Source organism: Cupriavidus ulmosensis (assembly GCF_977008105.1).
This window is the reverse complement of sequence record NZ_CDRMWP010000002.1, coordinates 1,593,448-1,613,119: the sequence shown is the minus strand read 5'-3', so window position 1 is coordinate 1,613,119 and position 19,672 is coordinate 1,593,448. Positions and strand designations below refer to the sequence as shown.

18 protein-coding genes are annotated in these 19,672 nt (G+C 70.5%); 12 read left to right on the top strand and 6 right to left on the bottom strand.

Features of this window, described 5'->3' with window-relative positions; all coding sequences use genetic code 11:
- Window positions 1-65: 65 nt before the first annotated feature.
- Window positions 66-260, top strand: coding sequence for a hypothetical protein (locus ACWTPI_RS26855; protein ID WP_020202513.1), 195 nt, complete (start codon window positions 66-68; stop codon window positions 258-260).
- Window positions 261-463: 203 nt separating this feature from the next.
- Here the strand turns inward: ACWTPI_RS26855 and ACWTPI_RS26850 are convergent, their stop codons facing one another.
- Complete coding sequence (locus ACWTPI_RS26850) at window positions 464-928, bottom strand: MarR family winged helix-turn-helix transcriptional regulator (protein WP_020423748.1); 465 nt, start codon at window positions 926-928, stop codon at window positions 464-466.
- A 173-nt stretch (window positions 929-1,101) separates the two neighbouring features.
- Between ACWTPI_RS26850 and ACWTPI_RS26845 the strand changes: the two genes are divergently transcribed.
- Window positions 1,102-2,490: an MATE family efflux transporter gene (locus ACWTPI_RS26845; RefSeq protein ID WP_020202511.1), complete on the top strand. Its 1,389-nt coding sequence runs from the start codon at window positions 1,102-1,104 to the stop codon at window positions 2,488-2,490.
- Window positions 2,491-2,511: 21 nt separating this feature from the next.
- Here the strand turns inward: ACWTPI_RS26845 and ACWTPI_RS26840 are convergent, their stop codons facing one another.
- The 3 genes from ACWTPI_RS26840 to ACWTPI_RS26830 all read right to left on the bottom strand — a co-directional run bounded on the left by ACWTPI_RS26840 (window position 2,512) and on the right by ACWTPI_RS26830 (window position 5,648).
- Window positions 2,512-3,489: a D-2-hydroxyacid dehydrogenase family protein gene (locus tag ACWTPI_RS26840; RefSeq protein ID WP_454733238.1), complete on the bottom strand. Its 978-nt coding sequence runs from the start codon at window positions 3,487-3,489 to the stop codon at window positions 2,512-2,514.
- A gap of 22 nt (window positions 3,490-3,511) precedes the next feature.
- Window positions 3,512-4,498 (bottom strand): tripartite tricarboxylate transporter substrate binding protein, encoded by a 987-nt coding sequence (locus tag ACWTPI_RS26835; RefSeq protein WP_454733237.1) that lies wholly within the window; start codon window positions 4,496-4,498, stop codon window positions 3,512-3,514.
- A gap of 364 nt (window positions 4,499-4,862) precedes the next feature.
- Complete coding sequence (locus ACWTPI_RS26830) at window positions 4,863-5,648, bottom strand: SDR family NAD(P)-dependent oxidoreductase (RefSeq protein ID WP_029043495.1); 786 nt, start codon at window positions 5,646-5,648, stop codon at window positions 4,863-4,865.
- A 335-nt stretch (window positions 5,649-5,983) separates the two neighbouring features.
- Between ACWTPI_RS26830 and ACWTPI_RS26825 the strand changes: the two genes are divergently transcribed.
- From ACWTPI_RS26825 to ACWTPI_RS26810, 4 genes are all read left to right on the top strand, one after another.
- Window positions 5,984-6,418: a MarR family winged helix-turn-helix transcriptional regulator gene (locus ACWTPI_RS26825; RefSeq protein WP_020202507.1), complete on the top strand. Its 435-nt coding sequence runs from the start codon at window positions 5,984-5,986 to the stop codon at window positions 6,416-6,418.
- A gap of 39 nt (window positions 6,419-6,457) precedes the next feature.
- Complete coding sequence (locus tag ACWTPI_RS26820) at window positions 6,458-7,948, top strand: efflux transporter outer membrane subunit (RefSeq protein WP_454733236.1); 1,491 nt, start codon at window positions 6,458-6,460, stop codon at window positions 7,946-7,948.
- Window positions 7,949-8,025: 77 nt separating this feature from the next.
- Window positions 8,026-9,306: an HlyD family secretion protein gene (locus ACWTPI_RS26815; protein ID WP_454733235.1), complete on the top strand. Its 1,281-nt coding sequence runs from the start codon at window positions 8,026-8,028 to the stop codon at window positions 9,304-9,306.
- Between the two features lie 82 nt (window positions 9,307-9,388).
- Complete coding sequence (locus ACWTPI_RS26810) at window positions 9,389-10,963, top strand: DHA2 family efflux MFS transporter permease subunit (RefSeq protein ID WP_454733234.1); 1,575 nt, start codon at window positions 9,389-9,391, stop codon at window positions 10,961-10,963.
- 27 nt (window positions 10,964-10,990) lie between these two features.
- Here ACWTPI_RS26810 and ACWTPI_RS26805 read toward each other — a convergent pair whose 3' ends face one another.
- Both ACWTPI_RS26805 and ACWTPI_RS26800 read right to left on the bottom strand, forming a co-directional pair.
- Window positions 10,991-13,423, bottom strand: a complete 2,433-nt coding sequence (locus ACWTPI_RS26805) for a DNA polymerase II (RefSeq protein WP_454733233.1) — start codon at window positions 13,421-13,423, stop codon at window positions 10,991-10,993.
- A gap of 18 nt (window positions 13,424-13,441) precedes the next feature.
- Complete coding sequence (locus ACWTPI_RS26800) at window positions 13,442-14,833, bottom strand: aminotransferase-like domain-containing protein (protein WP_454733232.1); 1,392 nt, start codon at window positions 14,831-14,833, stop codon at window positions 13,442-13,444.
- 400 nt (window positions 14,834-15,233) lie between these two features.
- Here ACWTPI_RS26800 and ACWTPI_RS26795 point away from each other — a divergent pair, with 400 nt between their 5' ends.
- Genes ACWTPI_RS26795 through ACWTPI_RS26770 form a run of 6 tightly spaced genes read left to right on the top strand, consistent with a single transcriptional unit; the run spans window position 15,234 to window position 19,655 of the window.
- Window positions 15,234-15,716 (top strand): MSMEG_0572/Sll0783 family nitrogen starvation response protein, encoded by a 483-nt coding sequence (locus ACWTPI_RS26795; RefSeq protein ID WP_020202501.1) that lies wholly within the window; start codon window positions 15,234-15,236, stop codon window positions 15,714-15,716.
- A gap of 22 nt (window positions 15,717-15,738) precedes the next feature.
- Complete coding sequence (locus ACWTPI_RS26790) at window positions 15,739-16,755, top strand: Nit6803 family nitrilase (protein WP_020202500.1); 1,017 nt, start codon at window positions 15,739-15,741, stop codon at window positions 16,753-16,755.
- Entirely contained in the window at window positions 16,748-17,827 is a 1,080-nt protein-coding gene (locus tag ACWTPI_RS26785; protein ID WP_454733231.1) for an MSMEG_0568 family radical SAM protein, read from the top strand. Before ACWTPI_RS26790 ends, ACWTPI_RS26785 begins: the two co-directional genes overlap by 8 nt.
- A complete protein-coding gene (locus ACWTPI_RS26780) occupies window positions 17,824-18,369 on the top strand; it encodes an MSMEG_0567/Sll0786 family nitrogen starvation N-acetyltransferase (protein ID WP_020202498.1) in 546 nt (181 codons plus the stop codon). Before ACWTPI_RS26785 ends, ACWTPI_RS26780 begins: the two co-directional genes overlap by 4 nt.
- Complete coding sequence (locus ACWTPI_RS26775) at window positions 18,366-19,358, top strand: sll0787 family AIR synthase-like protein (protein ID WP_454733230.1); 993 nt, start codon at window positions 18,366-18,368, stop codon at window positions 19,356-19,358. Before ACWTPI_RS26780 ends, ACWTPI_RS26775 begins: the two co-directional genes overlap by 4 nt.
- 9 nt (window positions 19,359-19,367) lie before the next feature.
- The gene (locus ACWTPI_RS26770) at window positions 19,368-19,655 is read left to right on the top strand and encodes an MSMEG_0570 family nitrogen starvation response protein (RefSeq protein WP_059411721.1); all 288 of its coding nucleotides are present in this window, start codon (window positions 19,368-19,370) and stop codon (window positions 19,653-19,655) included.
- The last annotated feature ends 17 nt before the right edge of the window (window positions 19,656-19,672 follow it).

Below are 19,672 nucleotides of genomic sequence, written 5' to 3'. Positions count from 1 at the left end.
GTCAGGTTGTATACTATGATAATAGCATTATCATACGATGCGACTCTGATACGCATGGAAAACGCATGGAAACCAAGACCGCACGGCTTACCGTGTTGATTGACCCGGTGAAGAAGAAAGCTTTCGAGACGCTGTGCGCGGCACAGGACCAGACGCCATCGCAGGTCGTGCGCCAGTTGATCCGCGATTATCTGGAACAGCACGGCGTCGACTATGCGACGCGGCCCAAGGTCGGCTCGGTCAGGGAAAGCAGCCGATAGCCGCATGCCGCCGTCCGGCGGGCGCATGCGCCGCTGCCGGAATATCGCCTGGGATCGCACTGTTGCCGTCCCAGAGCCGCCGTCCCAGAGCCGCCCGCTCCACCGTCCAAATAAGCCCTCCGGCAGTGGAGGGCATCGCCGCCCTCCCCGCGCCTGCCGGGCCGGACCGGGCGCCCCGCCCCCGCCGGCCGCGCGTGGCCGGTTCAGTCGCCAACGGCCACGAAGTCCTCGGCAAACTCATCGGAATGAATCCTGGCCAGCGCGCTGCGCAGGGCCTTCGCGTCGTCCTCGCCGTAGACGTGCTCGAACCGCGCCTGCGCCAGGCGCCACAGCCGCTTCGATTCGACGAGCTTGCTCCGGCCGGCGTCGGTCAGCGCGACGAGGCGGCTGCGGCCGTCCTCCGGGTCCCGCAACTGTTCGATCAGGCCGTCGCGTTCGAGCGGCTTGATGTTGTGGGCCAGCGCGGAGCGGTCGAGCACCAGCGCCTTCGCCAGTTGCCCCATCGACGGCGGCGCCCCGGCGCGGTCGACGTGGGCGAGGATCGCGTGCTGCGACAGCTTCAGGCCGCACGGCGCCAGCACGGCGTCGTAGAGCTGGGACACGCGGCGGGCTGCCTTGCGCAGCGCGCCGCCATTGCACAGGGTTGCGTCGCTCCGGAGGGATGTCATTGTGGCTTGGCGGTCCTGGCCGCGGCAGTGGACGTGATGCGGCGAGCTTACCTCACTTGACATTGATTGCATATGCACATACCTTTGCGTTTCCGGCTACTTGCATATGCCTGCATGTGGCATCGGCCGAGGCGGTGTGCCAGTCACCGTGCGAATCCCTCCGAGGTGACAGAATGACGACTCCCGCGGCATCCAATGCGCCGCATGCCGCCAGCGCGGCGGCCAACCCGCGGCTGCAGGCGATGCTCAAGGGGCCGGTGCTGCCGACGGTCGCGCGGCTGGCCTGGCCCAACCTCGCCATGATGCTGGCGCAGTCGAGCACGGGCCTGATCGAAACCTGGTTCGTCTCGCGCCTGGGCACGGCGCCGCTGGCCGGCATGGCGCTGGTCCTGCCGGTGCTGATGCTGCTGCAGAACATGGCCGGCGGCGCCATGGGCGGCGGCATTTCCGCGGCGGTGTCGCGCGCGCTCGGCGGCGGCAGGCATGCCGAAGCCAGCAGCCTCGCCCTGCACGCGGTGGCCATCAACGCGGGACTGGGCATCGTCTCGTCCGCCGCCCTGCTGCTTGCCGGCCCGTATCTCTACCGCGCGCTCGGCGGCAGCGGCGCCGCGCTGGACGCGGCGCTGACCTACTCGGACATCGTCTTCGCCGGCTCGGTCATGATGTGGGTCATGAACGCACTGGCCAGCGTGATCCGCGGCACCGGCAACATGGTCACGCCGGGCGCGGTGATCTGCGGCGGCGCGCTGCTGCTGATCCCGCTGTCGCCCAGCCTGATCTTCGGATGGGGCCCGATGCCGGAGCTCGGCATCGCGGGCGCGGGCGTCGCCATGCTCATCTACTACGCGCTCGGCGCCGCCGTGCTGGCTTGGTACTGCCTGAGCGGGCGCAACGCCGCGAAGCTGCAGCGCGGCCCGCTGCGCTGGCCGCTGGCGATGGAAATACTCTCGGTCGGCGGCGTGGCCGCGATCAACCCGTTCATCACCAACACCATGATCGGCGCCACCACCGCGATGGTCGGCGCGAGCTTCGGGGTGTCGGCGCTGGCCGGCTACGGTACCGGGGTGCGGCTCGAATATCTCGTCATTCCGGTGGCCTTCGGCATCGGCGCGCCGCTGGTGGCGATGGTCGGCTCGAACCTGGGCGCGCGCCAGCCGGCGCGGGTGCGCCAGATCGCGCTCATCGGCGGCGCGATGTCGTTCGCGGTGACAGAGGCCATCGGCCTGTGCGCCGCCATCTGGCCGCTGAGCTGGCTCCGGCTGTTCGGCACCGACCCGGGCATGCTCGCGACGGGCACGACCTACCTGCGCGTGGTCGGCCCCTTCTATGGCTTCTTCGGGCTGGGATTCGCGCTGTACTTCGCCTCGCAGGGCGCGCGCCGCCTGAAATGGCCGCTGCTGGCCGGCCTGCTGCGGCTGCTGGTCGCGGTCGGCGGCGGATGGCTGGCCATCCACCTCACCGGCTCGCTGGTCGCGTTCTTCGCCGCCTCGGCGCTCGGCATGGTGTTGTACGGCGCGGTCATCGCATCGGTCTTCCTCTTCGGCTTCAGGGAGACCAGCTAGGCGCCGGCGGCGGGGCCGGCTTCAGCGCCGCGCCACCTCCAGCGCCCGCGGGTTGACGAGGTTCTTCGGCGCGCCGGCAAAGAAGCTGTTGATGTTGTCGAAGGCGGTGCCGAAGTACGCTTCGTAGTTGTCGCGCTCGACGAAGCCGATGTGCGGCGTGCACAGCGCGTTGTCCAGCTGGAGCAGCGGATGCGCGGCGCCCAGCACCGGCTCCTGCTCATAGGCATCGACCGCCGCGAAGCCCGGGCGGCCCGCGCGCAGCGCCGCCACCAGCGCGCCGGGCGCCACCAGCTCGGCGCGGCTGGTGTTGACCAGCAGCGCGGCCGGGCCCATGCGCGCCAGGTCGGCGGCGCCGATCAGGCCCTCGGTCTCGGCGTTGAGCCGGACATGCAGGCTGACGATGTCGCTCTCGGCGAAAAAAGCCTCGCGCGACGGCGCGGCCTCGAAGCCGTCGGCGCGCGCATCCGCCACCGAACCTTCGCGGCCCCACACCCACACCTTCATGCCGAAGGCGCGCCCGTAGGCGGCCACCTGCCTGCCGATGCGGCCATAGCTCCAGATCCCCAGCCGCTGCCCGCGCAGCTCCTGCCCCAGCGTGCCCTGCCACTGGCCGCCGCGCAGCCGGTTGACCTCGGCGACGAGATGGCGCCGGCTCGCCAGGATCAGCGCCCAGGTCAGCTCCGCCGTGGCGGCGCCCGAACCCGAGCCTTCGGCCACGGCGACTCCGCGCGCGGTGCAGGCATCCACGTCCACATGCCCCGCCACCTTGCCGGTCTGGCTGATCAGCCGCAGCCGCGGCAGGCGGTCCAGCAGCGCGGCCGTGATCTGCGTGCGCTCGCGCGTAAGCACCAGCGCGTCGGCGTCGCGGAAGCGCTCGGCCAGCGCATCGAGGGACTTGACGTTGTCCTCGTAGACGGTGACGTCGTGGCCGGCCAGCGTGGAGAAACAGTGCAGGCCCCGGACGCAGCCCTGATAGTCGTCGGGAATGACAATTCGCATGGTTGGAAACTCCGAGGAAGGCTCAGGACAGAGAAATGTGCAGGCGCTCGACGACGCCCCGCCAGCTTGCCAGGTCCGCGCGGATCAGCGCGCCGAACTCGGCCGGCGGCATGCCGCCGGGCTCGATGCCCTGCGCTTTCAGGTACGCCCGCCCTGCCTCGCTCTGGATGGCGCGGCGCGTTTCCTGGTAGAGCCGCTGCTGGATCTCGGGCGGCGTGCCGGTGCGCGTCAGCAGGCCGTACCACGCGTGGATGTCGAAGCCGGGATAACCGGAGGCGGCGATGGTCGGCACGTCGGGCAGCACCGAGGCGCCGCTGCTGGGCGCCAGCGCCAGTGCGCGCAGCTTGCCGGATTTCAGGTAAGGCAAGGCGGTCGGCACGTCGAGGAACATGAACTGGATCTGCCCGCCCAGCAGGTCGGTCAGCGCCGGCGAGGCGCCGCGGTACGGCGCGTGCACGGCGCGGATGCCGGCGCGCTCGGCGAACATCGCGCCGGCCAGATGGGCCGAGGTGCCGTTGCCGGACGAGCCGTAGTTCATCGAGCCCGGCGCCTTGCGCGCCATCGCGACGAGATCCTGCAGCGTGCGCGCCGGATAGTCGCCGCGCACCACCAGCGCGTGCGGGATGAACCCGACCACCGTCACCGGCGCGAAATCCCGCTCGACCACGAACGGCAGCGACGGCATCAGCGCCGGATTCGTCACCAGCTGGATCGACGACAGCACCATGCTGTAGCCGTCGGCCGGCGCGCTGGCGATGGCGCTCAGGCCGATGACGCCGCCGGCGCCGGGCCGGTTGTCCACCACCACCGGCTGCGCCAGCCCGCCGCCCATCTGGCGCGACAGCATGCGCGCGATGCCGTCCACGGGACCGCCCGCGGCGAACGGCACCACCAGCCGCACCGGCTTGTCCGGGTACGCCGTGGCGTGGGCGCGCGGCAGCCAGCCTGCGCAGAGCGCCGCCGGCGCGGCCAGCAGCAGCGCCCGGCGGCGGCCAGAAATATGGGCCATGCCAATGTCTCCTTTTTTCTCGTGTGCCGTCGCTGCGGCATGCCTTGATGCCAGCCGAGTTTAAGAGATGTGCCGGCAAAAACGACCCGGTATTTCCGTGCCGTGGAAATGCGCGCGCCCCGCTCCTGTTCCCGCGGCGGCTGGTCGCATGCATCACGGTGTACAGCGCACGGTGTACAGCGGCAAGGTCGACCTCGGCACCGGTGCGCGCATCGCGCTGGCGCAGATGGTGGCCGAGGAGCCCGACGTCGGGCTGGCGCGGCCGCGCATGCGCTGGTTGGCAAGGGCGTGCCGCGCGTGGACCTGCCGGCCAAGCTGGCCGGACGCTTCACCTACGTGCGCGACTTCCGCCTGGGCGGCGGTTTCAGATCACCGGGCCGCGCCCGCCGTTGACCGACAGGATCGCGCCGACGATGTAGCTGGCGCGCTCGCTGGCGAGGAACAGCGCCGCATCGGCGATCTCCTCGGGCCGGCCGTAGCGGCCCAGCGGCACGTCGGCCGCGGTGCGGGCGAAGGCCTCGTCGCGGCTGATGTCGAGCCGCTTGGCCTCTAGCGCGAGGGACTGCTCGACGCGCCCCGTCAGCGTGTGGCCCGGATTGATGCCGTTGATGCGGATGCCCAGCGCGGCATAGTGCGCCGCGTGGCCCACCGTGGACAGCATCAGCGCCGCGTTCGCCGCCCCGCCGGAGAGATGGGTGGAGGTCGGCATCTTGCCGCCGGTGCCGATGATGTTGACGATGGCGCCCCTGCCGCGCGGCCGCATGCGCGCCAGCACCGCCTCCTGCGCATTGGCGACGGGAAAATACTTGTCCTCCATGCCCGCGCGCAGCGCATTGCCGTCGAGCGCCTCCGGCTCGTAGCGCTTGGCCGCGCCGGCGCTGTTGATCAGCACGTCGACCGCGCCCTGCTCGTCCTCGATGGTCGCCACCACCCTGGCCGCGTCCTCGTACGCCGACAGGTTGGCCGCGTAGCCGGCGGCCCGGATGCCCTCCTGCGCCAGTCCGGCCAGCGCGCGCTCGACGTTGCCGGGGTCCCTGGAGATGATGGCGACGCGCGCGCCCTCGCGCGCGAAGGCCCGCGCGCATGCCAGCCCGATGCCTTTGCTGCCGCCCGTGACGATGACGAGCTTGTCCCGCAGATTGAGTTCCACCGCTGCACTCCCTTGATTGTGATCGCCGTTGTTGTCGCCGACATCGTAACCGCGCTTGCCGCCGTGCGTGAGGCGGCACACATGCCCGATGCCGCCGCCCCGCCCTCAGGGAGCACGCTCAAGGCCGCCAGGCGCAAGTCGCGTTGCCGTCACCGCATGCGGCCCGGACCTACCCCGACAGGAGGAAATTGCCCGCACGAACGCTCCGGCAAGGCAGGCGGGAACCGCGCCGCTCCCGCCTCTTGCCTTCCGGCTCGAACTTCCGCCCGCAAATTCCTCTTGTCTTTATCTGACATGTCAGCTACTGTTCGATCAATCAAGAACGGGAGGCAGCCGTGAACCACTACACCAGGGAAACTTACCCGCTGACCCACAGCGTCGGGTACTTCCTCAATCGCGCCCGCAACGGCCTGATGGAAGAACTGGACGCCGCGCTGAAGGACCTCGGCATCAACAGCCAGCAGATGGCCATCCTGCTGTCGATGCGCCACGGCAACGCCACGCCGTTCGGGCTGTGCAGGCGGCTCGGCGTGGACACCGGCCTGATGACGCGCATGCTCGACAAGCTCGAGACCCGCGGACTGCTGTGCCGCAGCCGGAGCCTGGACGACCGCCGCGTGGTCAACCTGGCGCTGACCGGGGCGGGCCGGCAAGTCACCGAACGCGCCGCGGAGATCGCGCCGGACGTGCTCAATGCCCGCCTCGCCGCGTTCTCGCGCGAAGAGTTCGCCGAGTTCCGCCGGCTGCTGGTCAAGTTCGCAGGCGCCTGAGCCCGCTTTTTTTCGCCCAATTAACTGATAGGTCAGAAAATGAGAAATCAGCATACAAATCCGGCCAGCCGCCTGCGCCGCCTTGCCCGCCCGGCCGGCCTCGCCCTCTCCGCGCTGATGGTCGCCGCGCTGGCCGGCTGCGCCAACTACGCCGGCATCCACAGCGACAAGCAGATCGCCGGCGCCGGCGACTACGCCGCCACGCAGAGCATCCCCACCGCGCAAGGCCGCTGGCCGTCGCCAGACTGGGCCGGCCAGTTCGGCGACGCGCAGCTCAAGGCCCTGCTTGCCGAAGCGCTGCAGGGCAGCCCCTCGCTGGACAAGGCCCGCGCGCGCGTGGCCGCCGCCGCCGCGGTCAGCGAAAGCGCCAACGCCAGCACGCTGCCGCAGGTCGGCTTCGGCTACTCGTGGAACCGCCAGCGCTTTTCCGCGAACGCCATGACGCCGCCGCCGTATGGCGGCTCGTGGCAGACCGAGAACAAGGCGGTGCTGGGCGCCAGCTATGAACTGGACCTGTGGGGCAAGAACCGCGAAGCGCTGCGCGCGTCGGTGTCCGCCCTGCGCGCCAGCGAGGCCGAGTCGGAGCAGGTCCGGCTCACGCTCGGCACCGCGGTCGCGCGCGCCTACAACGAACTGGCGCGCCTGTACGCGCTGCTCGACATCGCCCGCGACGAGGTGGCCCAGCGCGCCGCCGTGCTGCGCCTGACCGACGGCCGCGTGCGGATGGGCCTGGAAACCGAGGTCGAGAAGCGCACCGCCGAGGCCAACCTCGCCACCAGCGAGGTCGCCGTCTCGGCGCTGGAAGGCAGCATCCTGCGCACCCGCTACCAGCTCGGCGCGCTGCTCGGCCAGGGCCCGGACCGCGGCCTGGCCATCGCCCGCCCGAGCCTGGGCGCCGGCGACGAAGTGCGCCTGCCCGACAACCTGCCCGCCGACCTGGTCTCGCGCCGCCCCGACATCGTGGCCGCGCGCTGGCGCGTGGACGCCACCCTGCACGACATCAAGGTGGCCAAGGCCGAGTTCTACCCGGACATCAACCTGTCGGCCGCCATCGGCCTCGACGCGTTCGGCTTCGGCCGCTTCCTGCGCGCGGCCAGCGGCACCGTGGCGGCCGGCCCGGCCATCCACCTGCCGATCTTCGACGGCGGCGCGCTGCGCGCCCAGCTCAAGGGCCGCTACGCCGAGTTCGACTTCGCCGTGGCCAGCTACAACGAAACGCTGGTCAACGCGCTGGCCGACGTCGCCACGCAGCTCGCCGACATCCGCGCCACCGACGCCCAGATCGCCAACGCCGTGCGCAGCGACAAAGCCGCGCGGCGCGCGCTCGCGCTGGCCCTGGCGCAGTACAAGGCCGGCTTGACCACGCAGCTCACCGTGCTCAACGCGCAGACCAACGCGCTGGCCAGCGCCCAGGCCGTGGCCAACCTGCGCATGGCCCGCCGCGACCGCCAGATCGCGCTGGCCGCGGCGCTCGGCGGCGGCTACGCCGACACGCCGGACGGCGCCGCGCAGGTGGCGCTGGCCCGCTGAACCGGCCCGCCGCCGCCGCTCACCCAACCGCAAATCGTCAACCCCATTCACCGCGACTTCCGCACACAGGTGCCGCCATGACTACCCAGAACCAGACCGAACCCAGCCCCCGGCAAGACAACCCGCAAGCCGCGGCCCGGCCCGCGGCCAACGCGCGCAGGCGCTCCCTGGCCGTGCTCGGCCTCGCCGCCGCGCTGGCCGCCGCCGGCTGGGGCGCCTACTACTACACCGTGGCCCGCTTCCACGAAGACACCGACGACGCCTACGTCAACGGCAACCTGGTCCAGATCACGCCGCAAGTCACCGGCACCGTGATCGCGGTCAACGCCGACGACACGCAGATCGTCAAGGCCGGCGAGCCGCTGGTCAGCCTCGACGCGGCCGATGCCCGCGTGGCGCTGGCCAACGCCGAGGCCATGCTCGGCCAGACCGTGCGCCAGGTCAGCGCGCTCTACGTCAACAATGGCGTGCTCGCCGCCACCATCGCCCAGCGCGAGGCCGACCTGGCGCGCGCCCGCGACGACCTGCGCCGCCGCACCGAGGTCAGCGAGAGCGGCGCCGTGGCCGCCGAAGACGTGGCGCACGCGCGCGATGCCGTCAAGACCGCCGCCGCCGCGCTCGAGACCGCGCGCCAGCAGCTCGCCGCCAACCGCGCGCTGACCGACCAGGCCAGCGTGTCGAGCCACCCCAGCGTGCAGGCCGCCGCGGCCAGAGTGCGCGACGCCTACCTCGCCAACGCGCGCAACAGCCTGCCGGCGCCCGTGGCCGGCTACGTGGCGCGCCGCTCGGTGCAGGTAGGCCAGCGCGTCGCGCCCGGCAACCCGCTGATGGCCATCGTGCCGCTCGACGGCGTGTGGATCGACGCCAATTTCAAGGAAGTGCAGCTCAAGAACATCCGCATCGGCCAGCCGGTGGCGCTGCACGCCGACCTGTACGGCAGCGGCGTGACCTACCACGGCAAGGTGGTCGGCTTCTCCGCCGGCACCGGCAGCGCGTTCTCGGCGCTGCCCGCGCAGAACGCCACCGGCAACTGGATCAAGGTGGTGCAGCGCTTGCCCGTGCGCATCGCGCTCGATGCGGCGGAACTGCGCGCGCACCCGCTGCAGATCGGCCTGTCGATGCAGGTGGACGTCGACACCCGCAACGCCGGCGGCTCGCATCTCGCGCCCGCCGCGGACGGCGCCGGCACCGGCTACCGCACCGTCTACAAGACCGACGTGTTCGAACGCTACGGCGCGGAAGCCGACGGCGAGATCGCGCGCATCGTGGCGCAGAACAGCGGCAGCAACGGCGGTAGCGGCCCCGGCGCGCAGGCCACGCAGGCGGCGCGCTCGGCGAAACCCGGCGCAGGCGCCTGATCTTTTTTTTGAGCAACGATCTGACTTATCAGCAGATGCCGGCCAGCCGCCGGCATCCACCGAGACCGCGCCGGAGCGCCCCATGCAAGCCCAATCCCAACCTCTCGCCCCACCGCCGCCGCTGACCGGCGGCAAGCTCGTGCTGGCCACTTTCGCGGTGGCGCTGGCCACCTTCATGAACGTGCTCGATTCGTCGATCGCCAACGTGGCCATTCCCACCATCTCCGGCAATCTCGGCGTCTCCATCGACGAAGGCACGTGGGTCATCACGCTGTTCGCCGCGGCCAACGCGGTGTCGATCCCGCTGACCGGCTGGCTGACCCAGCGCGTCGGCCAGATCCGCCTGTTCGTGGGCGCCATCCTGCTGTTCGTGCTGTCGTCGTGGCTGTGCGGCATGGCGCCCAACCTCACCGTGCTGCTGGCCGCGCGCATCCTGCAAGGCGCCGTGGCCGGCCCGCTGGTGCCGCTCTCGCAGGCCATCCTGCTCGGCTCGTATCCCAAGGAAAAAAGCACCACCGCGCTCGCGCTGTGGGCCATGACCGCCACCGTGGGCCCCATCGCCGGCCCCGCGCTGGGCGGCTGGATGACCGACAGCTACTCGTGGTCGTGGATCTTCTACATCAACATCCCGGTCGGCCTGTTCGCCGCCGCCGTGACCTGGGCCATCTACCGCGACCGCGAGACCCCGCCGCGCAAGCTGCCGATCGACGTGGTCGGCCTGGGCGCGCTGGTGCTGTGGGTCGCCGCGCTGCAGATCATGCTCGACAAGGGCAAGGACCTCGACTGGTTCAGCTCGCCGGTGATCGTCACGCTCGCGGTGGTGGCCCTGCTCGGCTTCGCCTTCTTCGTGATCTGGGAACTGACCGAGAAGAACCCCGTGATCGACCTGCGCCTGTTCAAGCGCCGCAACTTCCTCGGCGGCACCGTCGCCATCTCGGTCGCCTACGCGGTGTTCTTCGCCAACCTCGTGCTGCTGCCGCAATGGATGCAGCAGTACCTGAACTACCCGGCCGTCAACGCCGGGCTGGCCACCGCGCCGCTGGGCATCTTCGCCGTGCTGCTTACGCCGGTGCTTGGCAAGTGCCTGCCCCGGCTCGACCTGCGCGTGTGGGCCACCGCCGCCTTCCTCGGCTTCGCCGCCGTCTTCTTCATGCGCTCGCACTACACCACCGGCGTGGATACGTGGACGCTGGTGCTGCCGACGCTGCTGCAGGGCATCCCCACCGGGCTGTTCTTCGTGCCGCTGACCTCCATCATCCTGTCCGGCCTGCCCCCGGAAAAGATTCCCGCCGCCGCCGGCCTGTCCAACTTTGCGCGCGTGTTCGCCGGCGCCGCCGGCACGTCGATCGCCGGCACGGCGTGGAACGACCGCAGCGTCCTGCACCACAGCCAGCTCGCCGAGCAGGCCAGCCCGACCAGCCCGCTTTACCACGCCGCGCTCGCATCGATCCAGTCCACGCTCAACTTCAGCCCCGAGCAGGCCGTGGCCTACTTCGAGCGCGGCCTCAACGCGCAGGCGATCATGCTCGGCCTGAACGACATCTTCTGGATCTCGGGCGTGATCTTCGTGATGATCGTGCCGCTGGTCTGGCTCACGCGGCCGGTGAAAGGGCCGGTGAAGGGGCCGATGTCGGACGCGGCGGCCGCGGCGCATTGAGCCGTGCGCGGGCTTCTCTCCGCCGCCTCAGAACAAATCCCGCTGCCCCGTCACCAGCCTTGAGAAATCCTCGTCCAGAAACGGCAGGATCGCGTCCGCCACCGGCTGCAGCTGGCGCTCCAGGTAGTGGTCGTAGTCGAGCGCGCCGCGCCGCGTCTCCAGCGGCTCGGGGCCGGCGGTGGTCATCACGTAGCTGATCCAGCCGCCGTTCTGGTATTGCAGCGGCCGCCCTTCGCGCTGGTTGAACTCGTCGGCCGCGCGCGCGGCGCGCACGTGGGGCGGCACGTTGCGCTGGTAGGCTTCCAGCGGCCGGCGCAGGCGCTTGCGGTAGACCAGCAGGTCGTCGAACTCGCCGCCCAGCGTGCGCGCCACGTAGTCCTGCACGTATTCGCGGTAGGGCTGCTTCTTGAACACGCGCTGGTAGAGCTCCTGCTGGAAGCGCTGGGCCAGCGGGGTCCAGTCGGTGCGCACGGTCTCCAGCCCCTTGAACACCATCTCCTCGTTGCCGTGCTCGTCCGTCACCAGCCCGGCGTAGCGCTTCTTGCTGCCCTGCTCGGCGCCGCGCACGGTGGGCATCAGGAAGCGGTGGTAGTGGGTGTCGAATTCGAGTTCCAGCGCGCTTTCGAGTCCGTAGGCCGCGCGCAGGTGGCCGCGCCACCACTGGTTGACGTGCTCGACCAGCGCGCGGCCGAGCTGCTGCGCGTCGCGCTCCGAGTGCGGGTGCCTGAGCCAGACGAAGGTGGAGTCGGTGTCGCCGTAGATGACCTCGTAGCCGCGCGCCTCGATCAGTTCGCGCGTGCGGTGCATGATCTCGTGGCCGCGCATGGTGATCGACGAGGCCAGGCGCGGGTCGAAGAAGCGGCAGCCGCTCGAGCCCAGCACGCCGTAGAAGGCGTTCATGATGATCTTGAGCGCCTGCGACAGCGGCTGGTTGCGCTGGCGCTTGGCGGCCTCGCGCTCCTGCCAGATCTGGCTGACGATGGCCGGCAGGCTGTGCTTGCCGCGCGAGAAGCGCGCGCCGCGGAAGCCCGGCACCGAATCGGCGTCGGACGGATGCTGCATGCCTTCCACCAGCCCGACCGGATCGATCAGGAAGGTGCGGATGATGGACGGGTACAGGCTCTTGTAGTCGAGCACCAGCACCGAGTCGTACAGGCCCGGCCGCGAGTCCATGACGAAGCCGCCGGGGCTGCCCTGCTCGGGCACGTCGCCGAGGTTGGGCGCCACGTAGCCCTGGCGGTGCATCAGCGGCATGTACAGGTGGCTGAACGCGGCCACCGAACCGCCGCTGCGGTCGGCGGCGAGGCCGGTGACGGCGGCGCGCTCGAGCAGGAAGTGCAGCAGCTCGGTCCTGGCGAAGATGCGCGTGACCAGCTCGCAGTCCTTGAGGTTGTAGCGCGCCAGCGCGGGCTTGTCCTCGGCGAAGCGGCGGTCGATCTCCGCCATGCGCTGGTACGGGTTGTCGATGGACTTGCCTTCGCCGAGCAGCGTCTGCGCCACGCTTTCCAGGCTGAACGAGGGGAAATTCCAGGTGGCCGAGCGCAATGCCTCGATGCCGTCGACGATCAGGCGCCCGGCGGCGGAGGCGAAATAATGCTCCTGCTTGAAGCCGTGCTCGCGCCACTCCAGCAGGCCGCCGCCGCGCCCGAAGCGCAGCGGCACGCGGTAGCGGTCGGCGTGCTTCTGCAGCACGCGCAAATCGAACTGCACCACGTTCCAGCCGATGAGGACGTCGGGGTCGTGGCGCGCCATCCACTGGTTCAGCCGCTCCAGCATGTCGGCATGGCTGGCGCAATATTCGAGGTCGAAATCGATGCCGTCGGCGTTGCCGTTGGGCGGGCCGAGCATGTACACCTGGCGCTGGCCGCAGCCTTCCAGCGCGATCGAGTACAGCTCGCCGTGGGCGGTGGTCTCGATGTCGAGCGAGACCAGCTTCAGGCGCGGCCGGTAGTCCGGCGCGGGTTTCATCTGGGCGTTGAGCAGCGGGCCAGCGGTGCCGGGCGCGGGCGGCTCGCCGCCGAACCACACCGGCGCGTTGATGAAGCGCTCCATCAGGTAGCGGTCGGTGGGCCGGATGTCGGCTTCGTAGACGTCCACGCCGTATTCGCGCAGCAGCTTTTCCAGCTTGCCGAGCTGGCGGTATTGCGGGCAGTACAGGCCCAGCACCGGGCGCTGGTGGAAGTCGGTCAGCGGCAGCGGCTTGAGCTCGAAGCCGCGCTCGCCGCGCAGCGCCTGCGTGGCGCGCTCGCCGTGCTCGGCCGGGATGAAGGCCACCGATTGCTGCGGGGCCAGGCGGACGTGGCGCGGGCCGTCGTCGGTCGCCAGCCAGAACTCGACCTCGGCGCCGGCCGCGGTGTCGCGCCAGTGCCGGGTCAGAAGAAAACCCTCTTGTAGTAGTCGGTCCACCCTGTCGTTGCCTTCGCTGCCCTGGAAAATCCGGCCTTCGCGGCCACCGGACATTCTACCGGCGCCGCCGCCTCAGAGCATGGCCGAGTGCAGGTGGTGCGGGTCGTCCAGCGTGTCGGCGACGATCTGCAGGGATTCCTCCACCTCGTCGCGGTCGCTCGGGCCGCCCAGGCAGATGCGCACCGCGTCGGGCGGGTTGCCGTCGGTGGAGAACGCCGCGCTGGACACCGCGCCGATGCTGCGCGAGCGCAGGTGCAGCGCCAGCTCGGACGGGCTCCACACGCTTTCGCCGGGGATCGGCAGCCACAGGTGGAAGCCGCCGGGATCGGCGTCGTAGGGCCGGCTCGCCAGGATGCGCTGCGCGATCGCCTGGCGCGCCACGCTCTCGGCGCGGATCGCCTTGAGCATGTCGTCCACGGTGCCGTCCTGGATCCACGCGGTGGCCAGCAGCGTGTTGAACGGGCTGGCCATCACCGTGGTGGCACGCAGCGTGCCGGCCAGGCGCTGGGTCTGGCGCGCGTTGGGGCCGTGGATGAAGGCGATGCGCAGGCCCGCGCCGAAGCACTTGGACAGCCCGGTCACGTAGTACGTGAGTTCCGGCGCCAGCGTGGCGAACGCATCGGGCACGCTGTGCGGCAGCATGCCGTAGGCGTCGTCCTCGATGATCGGCACGCTGTAGCGCAGCGCGATGTCGGCGAGGATCTCGCGGCGGCGCTGCGGGATCGTGCGCGTGCTCGGGTTCTGCAGCGTGGGGTTGCAGTAGAACGCGGCCGGCTTCTGGGTCTTGCACAGCGCCTCGAAGGCCGGCGCGAGCGGGCCGTCCTCGTCGCCGGGCAGCGCCTGCAGCTGCACGCCGAGCTGCGCGGCGATGGCCTTGATGCCGGGATAGGCCAGCGTGTCCAGGCAGATCGCCTGGCCCGGCCGGGACAACTGCGACAGCAGCGCCACCAGCGCGCTGTGGATGCCGGGCGCGATCAGCACGGTCTCCGCGCTGCAGGCCGGCACCAGCCGCCGCAGCCAGCCGGTGGCCACCGCGCGGTCGGCCGGCGTGCCGCCGAAGTCCTGGTAGCGCAGCAGCGTGTACGGATCGGTGGCGCCCATCAGGCGCGTCATCGACTCGCGCAGCCGCGCGGCCAGCGCCGGCGGCTCGGGCGGCATGTTCATGGTCATCTCGGCGCCGGTGCCGGCGCGCAGCGGCAGCGCCGGCGCGCGCCCGCGCACGTAGGTGCCGCTGCCGGCCTTGGTGTCGATCAGGCCGCGCTTGCGCGCCTCGTTGTAGCCGCGCGCCACCGTCGTGTAGTTGAGCTTGAGCGCGTCGGCGAGGTCGCGCAGCGCGGGCAGCCGGTCGCGCGCCTGGAGGCGGCCGCTGGCGAGCGCCTCCTCGATCAGGTCGGGAATCATCAGATAGGCCGGCTTCGGACTCTCTGCGATGCGCTTTTCCCAATGGTTCGTCAGGCCAGACAAGGCGGGCTCCGGTAGCTGGATTCGAGCCTCAAGGCTAGCACCAAGCGATTGCTTTTCCCAAGCAATATTGATTGCATCAATTCGCGCAGCATGATGGTGCGTGAACGAGCCTGATTGCACCGATTGAGCGCATGCGATCGCCCCGCTGGCCGCGCCGCGGTGCATTCCGGCCAGCCGGCGCATGGCCGCGAGGTGGCAATCGCGGTACTCGCCGCGCGCGAATCGCTGCCGATCACTGATGCGATCAATGCGGCTGCGCCTGCCAGATCGCAGATTGATCGCATGGCCATGCCGCGCGGATGGCATACCGGTTGCACAAGGTTCCACGTCGGCCCCCCGGCCGATCGATCGATCGACGGATCGCTTGATCGACTGAACCCCAACGAATTGGAGCAAAAACATGCCCGCAGTGAACAAACCGGCCCACAAGAAGGGCGATTTCCTGGTCGACTACGAAGAGAAGGTCTTCGAGGACGTGAAGGCCGAGCCGGGCGAGAAGGCGCTGGTGACCTTCCACACCGTGGCCTTCGAAGGCTCGATCGGCTTCGTCAACATGCTGCAGGCCACCCGCCTGCAGCGCAAGGGCTTCGAGACCTCGATCCTGCTGTATGGCCCGGGCGTCACGCTGGGCCTGCAGCGCGGCTTCCCCACGCTGGGCGACGAAGCCTTCCCGGGCCACCTGAACTTCAACAAGCAGCTCACCAAGTTCATGGACGAAGGCGGCAAGGTCTACGCCTGCCGCTTCGCGCTGCAGGCGCTGTACGGCCACGGCGAAGCCTCGCTGATCGAAGGCGTGCGCCCGATCAACCCGCTCGACGTGCTCGACCTCAAGCTCCTGCACCGCAAGGAGAACGCGCTGATCATCGACACCTGGACGGTTTAAGCACAGAGAGGCGGGTATCACCATGTCACAGAAACGCATCGTGCGCGCAGCCGCGGTCCAGATCTCCCCGGACCTCGAACACGGCGAGGGTACGCTCGGCAAGGTCTGCGAGGCGATCGACAAGGCCGCCCTGGAGGGCGTGCAACTGATCGTCTTCCCCGAGACCTTCGTGCCGTACTACCCGTATTTTTCCTTCGTGCGGCCGCCGGTGCAGGCCGGCGCCGACCACATGCGCCTGTACGAGCAAGCCGTGGTGGTACCCGGCCCGGTCACGCACGCCGTCGCCGAGCGCGCGCGCCGGCACGGCATGGTGGTGGTGCTCGGCGTCAACGAGCGCGACCACGGCACCATCTACAACACCCAGCTGATCTTCGACGCCGACGGCCGCCTCGTGCTCAAGCGCCGCAAGATCACCCCCACCTACCACGAACGCATGATCTGGGGCCAGGGCGACGCCGCCGGCCTCAAGGTCGCCGACACCGCCGTCGGCCGCGTGGGCGCGCTGGCCTGCTGGGAGCACTACAACCCGCTGGCGCGCTACGCGCTGATGACCCAGCACGAGGAAATCCACTGCAGCCAGTTCCCGGGCTCGCTGGTGGGCCCGGTCTTCGCCGACCAGATCGAAGTCACCATCCGCCACCACGCGCTGGAATCGGGCTGCTTCGTGGTCAACGCCACCGGCTGGCTGACCGAGCAGCAGATCGCCTCCGTGACCACCGACCCGGAGCTGCAGAAGGCCCTGCGCGGCGGCTGCAACACCGCGATCATCTCGCCCGAGGGCAAGCACCTCGCCACGCCGCTGCGCGAGGGCGAAGGCCTGGTGATCGCCGACCTGGACATGTCGCTCATCACCAAGCGCAAACGCATGATGGACTCGGTGGGGCACTACGCGCGCCCCGAGCTGCTGAGCCTCGCCATCAACGACCGGCCGGCCACCACGGTCTCGGCCATGAGCACCGCATTCGCCAACTTCAACGGGAGCCCCCAACATGCACTCCAGCGAGACGACGCCGGCCTCGAGCCGGCAGTTGATGACTGAGCTTCAATCCGTCGGCATGCGCCTGGAAGACCCGCGCGCGGGGGCGGCCAGCCGTCGCGGCGGCGCGGGCCCGTCGGACCACAAGGCGGTGACCATCGACGGCGTGACCATCATGGTGCCGGTGCATACCAGCACGGCCTGGGATTCGCCGTTCGTCGCCTCCGCGCCCGACGCGAGCGGCGCGGTCAGGCTCACGCGCGGCACCATCCCGATCGCCAGCATCAGCTTTCCCAGGACACCGCGTTTCTACGCCATGCAGACGATGGAAGGCGTGCCCTACTCGCACATCGCCACGCTGCACGGCGCCGACGTGCTGGCCACCACGGTGCTGCAGACCTGCATCCGCTACGAAAGCCGGCGCAAGACCTGCAAGTTCTGCTCGATCGGGCAGTCGCTGGCGGCCGGCCGCACCATCGCCCGCAAGACGCCCGAGCAACTGGCCGAGGTGGCGCGCGCCGCGGTGCTGCTCGACGGCGTCAAGCACATGGTGCTGACCACCGGCACGCCGCCCACGCCGGACCGCGGCGCCAGCATCCTGTGCGACAGCGCGTTCGCCATCCGCGCCGCGGTCGACCTGCCGATCCAGGCGCAGTGCGAGCCGCCCGACGACGACCGCTGGTTCAGCCGCATGCGCGCGGCCGGCATCGACACGCTCGGCATGCACCTGGAAGTGGTCACGCCGTCGGTGCGCGAGCGCATCATGCCGGGCAAGGCCTCGGTGCCTCTGTCCCGCTACATGGAGTCGTTCAAGGCCGCGGTGGCGGTGTTCGGCCGCGGCCAGGTCAGCACCTATATCCTCGCCGGCCTGGGCGACACCGCCGAGGCCATCCTGTCGATCTCGCGCGAGCTGCTCGACCTCGGCGTCTATCCGTTCGTGGTGCCGTTCGTGCCGATCTCCGGCACGCCGCTGGAAGACCACCCGGCGCCCACGCCCGAGTTCATGAAGTCGGTGCTGCAGCCGCTCGGCGCGATGGTCGCCGCGGCCGGCATGCGCTCGGCCGACATCAAGGCCGGCTGCGGCAAGTGCGGCGCCTGCTCGTCGCTGTCGTCCTACGAAGGGCTGGCAGCATGAAAGCCGATCTCTGCGTCGAAGTGCCGGCCGCCGAGGTCCTGCGCGTGCGCTGGGCCGACGCGGCCTGGGAAAGCGAGCAGGCCTACCGCCTGCGGCGCGCGGTGTTCTGCGACGAGCAGGGCATCTTCGCCGGCGACGACCGCGATGCCGTCGACGACGTGGCCCAGCTGCTGGTGGCCGTGGTATCCCGGCCCGGCCAGCCGGAGCAGGTGGTCGGCACCGTGCGCATCCACGAGAGCGAGCCCGGCGTGTGGTTCGGCTCGCGCCTGGCGGTGGACGCGGCCTTCCGCCGCCACGGCAAGATCGGCGCCACGCTGATCCGCCTGGCCGTGAGCAGCGCCAACGCGCTGGGCTGCCAGCGCTTCCTGGCCCACGTGCAGAGCCAGAACGTGCCGCTGTTCCGGCGCCTGCACTGGAGCGTGCTGTCGGAAGAAACGCTGCTCGGCCATCCGCATCACCTGATGCAGGCGGACCTGAACATGTATCCGCCCTGCCACACGCCGCGCGAAGGCTTCGTCGCCGAAGGCAGGGCCGCGCGATGACGCTCGACGAACTCGTGCGCGCGCAGCGCGCCAGCCGCGGCTTCGGCCACAAGACCGACATCGCCGGCATGCTGTCCTCGCTCGGCAGCGCCCTGCCCGGCGGCGCGCGCGACCTCGACCAGGCCGTGGCCGTGGGCGACGACTGCGCCGCCATCGCCGACGGCGGCGGCTACCTGCTGTTCGCCATCGAAGGCATGGTCAGCGACTTCATCCGCACCATGCCGTGGTTCGCCGGCTACAGCGCGGTGATGGTCAACATCAGCGACGTGTGCGCGATGGGCGGGCGCCCGCTGGCGGTGGTCGACGCGATCTGGAGCCAGGGCGTGGACGATGCCGCCGAGGTCTTCAAGGGCATGGCGGCGGCGGCCTCGCGCTACGGCGTGCCGATCGTGGGCGGGCACAGCAACGCCCGCGCCGACCAGGCCCAGCTCGCGGTGGCCATCCTCGGGCGCGCCACGCGCCTGCTCTCCAGCTTCGCCGCGCGTCCCGGCCAGCGCCTGCTGATGGCGGTGGACCTGCGCGGCGCCTTCGTCGAGCCGTATCCGTACTGGAACGCCTCCACCGAGGCGCCCGCCCAGCGCCTGCGCGGCGACCTGGAGATCCTGCCGGCGCTGGCCGAGGACGGCCTGTGCGCCGCCGCCAAGGACATCAGCATGGCCGGCACGCTCGGCACCGCGCTGATGCTGCTGGAGTGCTCCGGCGTGGGCGCCGTCATCGACCTCGCGCGCATCCCCGCCCCGCCCGGCGTGGACCCGCAGCGCTGGCTGAGCGCCTTCCCCAGCTTCGGTTTCCTGCTGGCCGTGGACGAGCAGGACGTGGAAGCCGTGGGCGCGCGCTTCCGCGCGCGCGGCATCGCGTGCGCGGACATCGGCGCCATCGATGCCACGCGCACGGTGCGGGTCGAGCGGCACGGCGAGCGCGCCGTGCTGTGGGACTTCGCCAGCGACGCCTTCATCGTGCCGCGCGGCACGGAACCGCTTACCGCATAAGGACTACCCATGCCCGTCACGCATTTCCGGGTGCAATGGCCGGACAACAGCCAGGCCACCTGCTACTCGCCCTCGTCGGTCGTCACCGAGTATTTCGCCGCCGGGCAGGACTATCCGCTCGAGGACTTCCTCGCGCGCGCGCGCCAGGCGCTGGGCAGCGCCTCCGAGCGCGTGCGGGCCAAGTACGGCTACGCCTGCTCCTCGGCGATGGACCAGCTCGAGCAGATCGAAAACACCGCCGCCAGGTGGAGCGCCCAGCCGGACGCCACCGTGCGCGTGCTCGGCTTCGGGCGCTAGCGCGGCCCGGGCAGCAC